This is a genomic window from Kitasatospora sp. NPDC056181 (assembly GCF_042266225.1).
Classification (GTDB): domain Bacteria; phylum Actinomycetota; class Actinomycetes; order Streptomycetales; family Streptomycetaceae; genus Kitasatospora.
In genome coordinates, this window is the sequence record NZ_JBHJUK010000265.1 from 1 (window position 1) to 6,596 (window position 6,596).

Sequence of the window (6,596 nt, forward strand, 5' to 3'; positions counted from 1 at the left end):
CCCGCCCAGGGACCGGCGTTGATGTTGTAGGTGTGGTTGATGACGCCGTCGGTGCCGACACCGAACAGCTCGACCGCGTTGGTCGCCTCGTTGTAGACCGCGGTCGGGCTCCCGCCGAACCGGAACGAGGACCCGAGGGTGGACCAGCCGCTCCACTGGCCCCCGTTGAACAGGTAGTTGTGCGAGACCACGCCATCGGTGCCGGTCGCGAAGACCTCCGTCACCTTGTTCACCGGGTTGTAGACCACCGCCGGGCTGCCGGTGAACCGGAACGACGGGTCCAGCGTCGACCAGTCCGTCCAGGCACCGCCGTTGGTGCTGTAGGCGTGCGCCATCGCCCCGTCCGCACCGATCGCGAAGGCCTCGGCCGTCCCCGTGTCCGGGTTGTACACCGTCGCCGCGGACTGGGAGGTGCCGGAGGGGGCGGGCGTCGGCGGAGTGGGCGGGGGCGTGGTGTCGTCGACGATGCTGTTGTTGCGGACGGGCTTGTAACTGGTGCCGGCCGGGATGTAGTCGGGGAAGTAGGGGTACGGGATCGTCCGGTGGTGGACGCCGCTGCCGCTGAACTCGAAGCCCACGTAGGAGGTGTGGGCGGCATCGGCCCAGCGGTCGAAGAGGACGACGTGGCCCTTGGCGCCTGCCGCGTCGTTCAACAGGGCGTCCCCCGGCTTCAGGTCGTCCTTGGCGATCCTCGAGGCGACACCGGCGGGGATGAAGCTGGTGGTGTCCAGGCCCGGGGTGCCGAGCTTCCACGACATCGAGACGTAGCCCGAGCAGTCGCGGCGGTAACCCTGGTAGGTGGAGCCGTCCATCGTGTACTGGAGCCCGATCCCCACCCACGACTGCGCCCGGGCGATCGCCTCGGAGCGGCTGAGCTGGGGCGCCGCCGCCAACGCCGACAGGCCCGCCGCGGGTGAGCCCGCCGCCTTGCCCAGGGCGGGCGAGCCCTGCCCCGGGCTGCCCTTGTCGCCGCCCAGGACGCCTGACGCGCCCGGCCCTGCGGACGGACCCGCCCCCGGCACCGGCTGGGCGTGCACCGGGGCGGCACCGAGGGCGAGGGTGCAGAGGCCGGCGGCCAGGACGACGGAGGCCGCGCGGACGGCGGGCAGGACGGTGGGACGGACGGCGGACATGGATGTCTCCAGGAAGATGTCGGGTGGCCTGGGCGGCCGGAGGTGAAGGGCTGCGTGAGGGCAGGCACCGGCGCGCGGCGGCAGGGCATGCCGCCCGGGCGACGGGGTGACGCCGGTGGAGCGCGTGACTCCGGTGGCACGGGTGGTCCTGATGGAACGTCAGTTCTTGTGATTCCGAGAGCCGCTCGGCGTTCCCGTCGGCGATGACAAGCTTCGTCTGCCACCGGTCCGCCCGGAAGGCCGTTCGGGTGGACACAAACGGCCGTGACCTGATCCGTCCACGACTCCCGGCCGGCAACCCCGCCCCCGGCACCGGCCGGCAAGCGGCCCCGGCCGCCCCTGCCCGGCCCCGTCCGGCGCCGACATGCCCGAAAGGGCAGACCGAACGTTCCGTCGGCCCGTGCCGCACCTCCCGGAATCCCGTCAGGACGTCCCGCCGCCGGCCCGCGGACGCGTGTCGTTCATGCGGCCGCCATCCGGGGCGAGGCGCTGACCAGCGCCGTCGCGCACCCCCGGCCCCTCACAACCGCCCCGATGGGCACGATGCGCCCAGGGCCGTCCATTTCGCACCCCAGGCGGTCGAATCGGGCACCGGGAAACGTGAAACCCGCCGGCACCGCCGATCGGCGTGTGAACTGCGTCACTTGACGCTTATTTCGGGCTGGGCTTCACTTTTTGCGGCGACGAGAAGCGGAACGCAGAATTCTGCGGACTTACCCACCGCCCCCCGTCGGCCTGTTGCATGATTCGTCCGGTTCACTCTCAGACGGAGGTACTGTCATGAAGCTCGTGCATTTCGTGAAGAAGGTCATGCCGGAGAAGAGCCTGAAGGCCTACGCCTGGTACGGCTGGATCTAATCGGGCAGTTCGCTGCCAGGCCCGTGCCCGGTGGAATCGGTCCACCCGGGCACGGGCCGCTCACCCTTGGAGTTCACCGATGTCTCTGTCCAGGACCGGCGGGAACACCCGGGCCACCGTCTTCGCGCCGCGGATCGACGCGCTTCTTCGCACGTACCGCGGGTCGGACCTCTTCCGCCTGGAGGACGACACCATCGGGGTCGCCGGCGTCGACCTGATGGACAGCCTGCTCCTCAGCAGGCCCGCCAACGACGAGGAGCGGCCGACCTTCAAGCCCGTCCAGGGGAGGTCCGTCCCCCGGACCGACGCGTCCGCGCTCATGCAGGCCGTCTCGGCCGACGTCCGGGCCGCGCTGAAAAAGCCCCTGGGCGATTCGGTCGACCTCACCGGGAAATGGCCGCACGTCGCCCACGTCTATCTCCGGGATCTCGTCTTCGGCCGCGAGAGTTTCCGGTTCCGCGTCCTCGTGGACCGCCGGCTGGAACTCACCCCGAAATTGACCTGGATGGCCGTGGCGGCCGGCACGGCCATGCTCGGAAAGCCGGGGACGGAAATTCCGCTGTCCAATCTGGCGGCCCGCGTGCTGAATGCGGAAACCTATGACGACCGCCGGTACGCGATGTACCTGTACCGACGGGTGGCCGCGCCGGTCTGCTTCACCGTGTCCGCGCTCGTCACCAACGCGCTCTGGCTGGGTTCGCCCTTCGACGAGGGCGTGCCGAACCGGGACATCCTGCTGGAGGCGCTGCGGCTGCTGCCCCCGTCCTGGAACATCCTGCGGATGGCCTCCCCGGAGTACCTCGCCGTGGACGACCGGATCGGCCCGAAGGACGACATCCTGATGCTCCCGCTGCTGACCCACCGGGATCCGCGGCTCTGGGACGACCCGGACACCTTCCGCCCCGAACGGTGGGCCGGCCTCGACCCCGACGACCAGCCCGGCTACCTCCCCTTCGGCCACGCCAGCGAACGCTGCTGGGGGCGGCACATGGTCATGCCGCTGGCCGAGCGGCTCCTCGACATCGTGCGCCGCGACGGACTCGTGGTGAGCCCGCAGCAGACCGTCGGGAAGGTCGAGCTCGACGGCCTGCTGGAGGTCGCCGGGGTGCGGATGGTCCGGCGTTGACCGAGGGCGGCGGCGCCACCGGCCGACGAGCCGGACGCGGAGGCGCCGCCGACGCAGGGGCTCCCCGGCCGTGGTTCCAGCCCGGGGAGCCCGGCGGCGCCCGCTGACATGATGATTCGTCAGATGTGGTCGGACCAGGAGAAGGAGACGATCCGCCAGCCCTCGGGGGTCCGGACGAACTGGAAGGCCTTGGTCCCGCCACCCTCGTACGGCTCGCCGTTCATGATCCCGGACTTGCCGTACTCGCCGAATCGCGTCGCGAGGTCGCCGACGATCTCGGTGCGCTCGGCCGTCTCCCACTCGGAGAACTCGACCAGTCGGCCGTCGCTCAGCAGCTGCTCGCGGGGCTCGATGAACTCGTCCACGGTGTAGACGGTCAGACTCGGGCCGGTGTTGACGATCACTCCCCCCGGCACGATCAGCCGGCGGAGCCGGGCGACGTCGGCGGGCTTGCCACCCCGGTTGTCGAAGGCGCCGAAGAACTCGGCGGTCAGTGCGTCAATCTCGACCTTGGACATGAGCGAAACAGTAACACTGCAATGTCACCGAGGCCCAGGTCCGTCAGTCCTCGATCCGTCCGTCAGGCCTCGCTCCATAGGACAGACCTCGGCCCCTCCGTCAGACCTCGATCCAGTAGCGCCGCACCGCACCGAACCTCGTCTCCCGGACGCCCTCGAACACGCCGCCGTGACGCGTGATCGTCCTCGCCGAGGCGGTGTTCCCGACCGCGCAGGTGAGCAGCACCCGGTCCAAGCCCAGCCCCCGCGCCTCCTCCAGGATCCGGCCCAGCGCCCAGGTCGCCAGTCCGCGCCGACGCGCGGACGGCCGGATGCCGTAGCCGATGTGGCCGAACTCCGGTACTCGATCGCCGTTTCCGTGCCGCAGCGCGATCCCGCCGAGGACCTCGTCACCCTCGACGATCCAACGGTAGGTGCACCGTGCCCGGTCGGACGCCGCCCGGACCGCCGGGTCATCCTCCGCCTGGTCACCCTCCGCCGGGTCACCTTGCGCCGGACCACCCGACGCTTCGGCCAGCCGGGCCACCCAGGCGGCGAACCCCTCGGACGATGCGGTCTCGTCGGACGGCAACAGCCCGAACCCGTCCTCGTGGTGGCCGGGCCCCCACTCCTCGTGCGCCCGGGTCCAGGCGGCGTGGAGGCGGACGGTGGGCGCTATCAGTTCGGGCATACGGCGACGATACCCACCCGCACCGGCACGATCCACGGCCCGCCCGGCCGCGGGCCGTCGACGCCCCGGACCGCCCCGGAGCACCCCCGGACCACCCCCCGGACCACCCCCGGGGTCGCAAAAACGTTGGACAACTCGCCTGCCGTTGAACATCGTTGAGGGAATGGAACAGGAACAGGTCTGGGACGACCACGCCGCGCGGAACTACGACACGCCGGGCACGGGCATGTTCGCCCCCGAGGTCCTGGAGCCGGCCGTGGACCGCCTCGCCGAACTCGCCGACGGCGGAAGGGCGCTGGAGTTCGCCATCGGCACCGGCCGGGTGGCTGTCCCGCTCGCCGGGCGCGGTGTGCCCGTGACCGGCATCGAGCTCTCGCTCCCGATGATCGGCCGACTCCGCACGAAGGCGGACGAGGCGGAAATCCCGGTGGTCGTCGGCGACATGGCGACGGCACGGGCCCCGGGGGCGTACACGCTCGTCTACCTCGTCTACAACACGATCTCCAACCTGCTCACCCAGTCCGAACAGGTCGCGTGCTTCCGCAACGCCGCCCGCCACCTCGCGCCCGACGGCAGGTTCGTGATCGAGCTCTGGGTACCCGAGCTGCGCAGGCTCCCACCGGGCCAACCGGCGACGGTCTTCCACTCCGAGCCCGGGTACATCGGCCTCGACACGTACGACGTCCTGCAACAGCACGTCGTGTCCCACCACTTCAGGTTCGACGACAGCCGGCAGGCCGAGCTCTTCCGCAGCCCGCACCGCTACGTCTGGCCCGCCGAACTCGACCTCATGGCCCAACTCGCCGGCTTCGCACTGGAGAGCAGGCACGCGGACTGGGAGGGCTCCGACTTCACCGCCGACTCGCGCTCCCACGTCTCGGTGTACCGCCTCCCGCCGGCCCCGGAGCGGTAGGACTCCGGGGCCCTGCACCGGCCGCACGCTCAGCCGGCGGCGGCGCCGAACCACGTCAGCAGCGCGCCGAGCAGCTCCTGCTGGTCCTCGCCGACCCACGCCACGTGGCCGTCCGGCCGCAGCAGCACCGCGGGCACGTCCAGCTCGTCGCTGACGTCGACCACGTGGTCGACCCGGTCCTCCCAGCCGGCCACCGAGAGCCGGCCGGTCTGGTCGAGCAGCAGGCCTCGGCCGCCGTGCATCAGCCCGTAGAGGCGGCCCCGCTTCAGCCCGATGTCCCGCATCCGCCGGCCGAGCAGCTCGTGCCCCTCGCCGAAGTCGTACCGGAGGCCGATCGCGATGAGCTTCTCGATCAGTCGCCGGTTCACCTCCTCGATGTCCATCAGCTCCGACAGCAGCCGGCGCACGGCCTGGGGGCCGGGTTCGGCGGACATCAGCTGGATCTGTGCGCGGGTGTTGTCCAGCACGTCGGCGGCCACCGGGTGCCGCTCGGTGTGGTAGGTGTCCAGCAGTCCCTCCGGTGCCCAGCCGTTGACCTCGGCGGCCAGCTTCCAACCGAGGTTGAACGCGTCCTGGATGCCGAGGTTGAGGCCCTGCCCGCCGGTCGGCGGGTGGATGTGCGCGGCGTCGCCGGCCAGCAGCACCCGGCCCACGCGGTAGCGCTCGGCCAGCCGGGTGGCGTCACCGAAGCGGGAGAGCCGGCGCGGCGAGTGGACGCCGAAGTCGGTGCCGGCGTACGCCCGCAGCTGCTCCTTGAACTCGTCGAGGGTCGTCTCGGCCGCGCGGTCCTCGACCACCCCCTCGGCGGGCACGATCACGCGGTAGAACCCGTCCCCGAGAGGCATGAAGCCGAAGCGGGTCTGGGTCTTGCGGACCTCGGCCGACACCGCGGCCAGGGTCTCCGGGTCCGCCGTGACCTGCATCTCCCCCAGCAGCGTCTCGACCCTGCTGGGCTCGCCCGGGAAGTCCACGCCGAGCAGCTTGCGCACCGTGCTGCGGCCGCCGTCGCAGCCGACCAGGTAGCGCGAGCGCAGCCGCGTGCCGTCGGCCAGCTCGGCGGTCACCCCGTCCTCGTCCTGGCTCAGCCCGACCAGTTCGCAGCCGCGCCGGATCTCGGCGCCGAGCCGGACGGCGTGCTCGGTCAGCAGGCGCTCGGTGACGGGCTGCGGAATACCGAGGACGTACGAGTGGGCGGTGTCCAGCCCCTCGGGCCACGAGGTGCCGAGCCCGGCGAAGAAACCGCCGACCCTGTGCTGTTGGCCGAGCGCGAGGAACTGGTCCAGCAGGCCGCGCTGGTCCATCACCTCGATGCTGCGCGCGTGCAGGCCCAGCGCCCTGACGAACTCGAACGGCTCGGCCATCCTGTCGAGCACCACCG

General features: G+C 71.3%; 6 protein-coding genes and 1 pseudogene. 3 read left to right on the top strand and 4 right to left on the bottom strand.

Features of this window, described 5'->3' with window-relative positions:
• Window positions 1–1,133 (bottom strand): annotated as a pseudogene (locus ACFC1F_RS42320) (hypothetical protein); the annotation flags it as partial.
• A gap of 780 nt (window positions 1,134–1,913) precedes the next feature.
• Between ACFC1F_RS42320 and ACFC1F_RS42325 the strand changes: the two are divergent.
• Entirely contained in the window at window positions 1,914–1,991 is a 78-nt protein-coding gene (locus tag ACFC1F_RS42325; RefSeq protein WP_350540985.1) for a tryptorubin family RiPP precursor, read from the top strand.
• Between the two features lie 79 nt (window positions 1,992–2,070).
• Window positions 2,071–3,117 carry a cytochrome P450 gene (locus ACFC1F_RS42330; RefSeq protein WP_148646527.1) on the top strand — a complete coding sequence of 349 codons (1,047 nt, stop codon included), beginning with the start codon at window positions 2,071–2,073 and terminating at the stop codon, window positions 3,115–3,117.
• Window positions 3,118–3,236: 119 nt separating this feature from the next.
• Here the strand turns inward: ACFC1F_RS42330 and ACFC1F_RS42335 are convergent, their stop codons facing one another.
• Together ACFC1F_RS42335 and ACFC1F_RS42340 are read right to left on the bottom strand one after the other, a co-directional pair.
• Window positions 3,237–3,635, bottom strand: a complete 399-nt coding sequence (locus ACFC1F_RS42335; RefSeq protein WP_148646528.1) for a nuclear transport factor 2 family protein — start codon at window positions 3,633–3,635, stop codon at window positions 3,237–3,239.
• Window positions 3,636–3,735: 100 nt separating this feature from the next.
• Window positions 3,736–4,305 carry a GNAT family N-acetyltransferase gene (locus tag ACFC1F_RS42340; protein WP_376167034.1) on the bottom strand — a complete coding sequence of 190 codons (570 nt, stop codon included), beginning with the start codon at window positions 4,303–4,305 and terminating at the stop codon, window positions 3,736–3,738.
• Between the two features lie 163 nt (window positions 4,306–4,468).
• Here ACFC1F_RS42340 and ACFC1F_RS42345 point away from each other — a divergent pair, with 163 nt between their 5' ends.
• The gene (locus tag ACFC1F_RS42345; RefSeq protein ID WP_376167037.1) at window positions 4,469–5,218 is read left to right on the top strand and encodes a class I SAM-dependent methyltransferase; all 750 of its coding nucleotides are present in this window, start codon (window positions 4,469–4,471) and stop codon (window positions 5,216–5,218) included.
• Between the two features lie 29 nt (window positions 5,219–5,247).
• On the opposite strand, the gene rox is transcribed toward ACFC1F_RS42345, so the two are convergent.
• Window positions 5,248–6,596 (bottom strand): rifampin monooxygenase (gene rox, locus ACFC1F_RS42350; protein WP_376167039.1); only part of this gene is annotated, 1,349 nt, incomplete at its 5' end.

What these genes read in the sequence shown, in the direction of transcription:
- ACFC1F_RS42345 (WP_376167037.1), top strand. Translation starts at nt 4,469, where the DNA reads ATGGAACAGGAACAGGTCTGGGACGACCACGCCGCGCGGAACTACGAC.
- ACFC1F_RS42325 (WP_350540985.1), top strand. Translation starts at nt 1,914, where the DNA reads ATGAAGCTCGTGCATTTCGTGAAGAAGGTCATGCCGGAGAAGAGCCTG.
- ACFC1F_RS42340 (WP_376167034.1), bottom strand. Translation starts at nt 4,305, where the DNA reads ATGCCCGAACTGATAGCGCCCACCGTCCGCCTCCACGCCGCCTGGACC.
- ACFC1F_RS42335 (WP_148646528.1), bottom strand. Translation starts at nt 3,635, where the DNA reads ATGTCCAAGGTCGAGATTGACGCACTGACCGCCGAGTTCTTCGGCGCC.
- ACFC1F_RS42330 (WP_148646527.1), top strand. Translation starts at nt 2,071, where the DNA reads ATGTCTCTGTCCAGGACCGGCGGGAACACCCGGGCCACCGTCTTCGCG.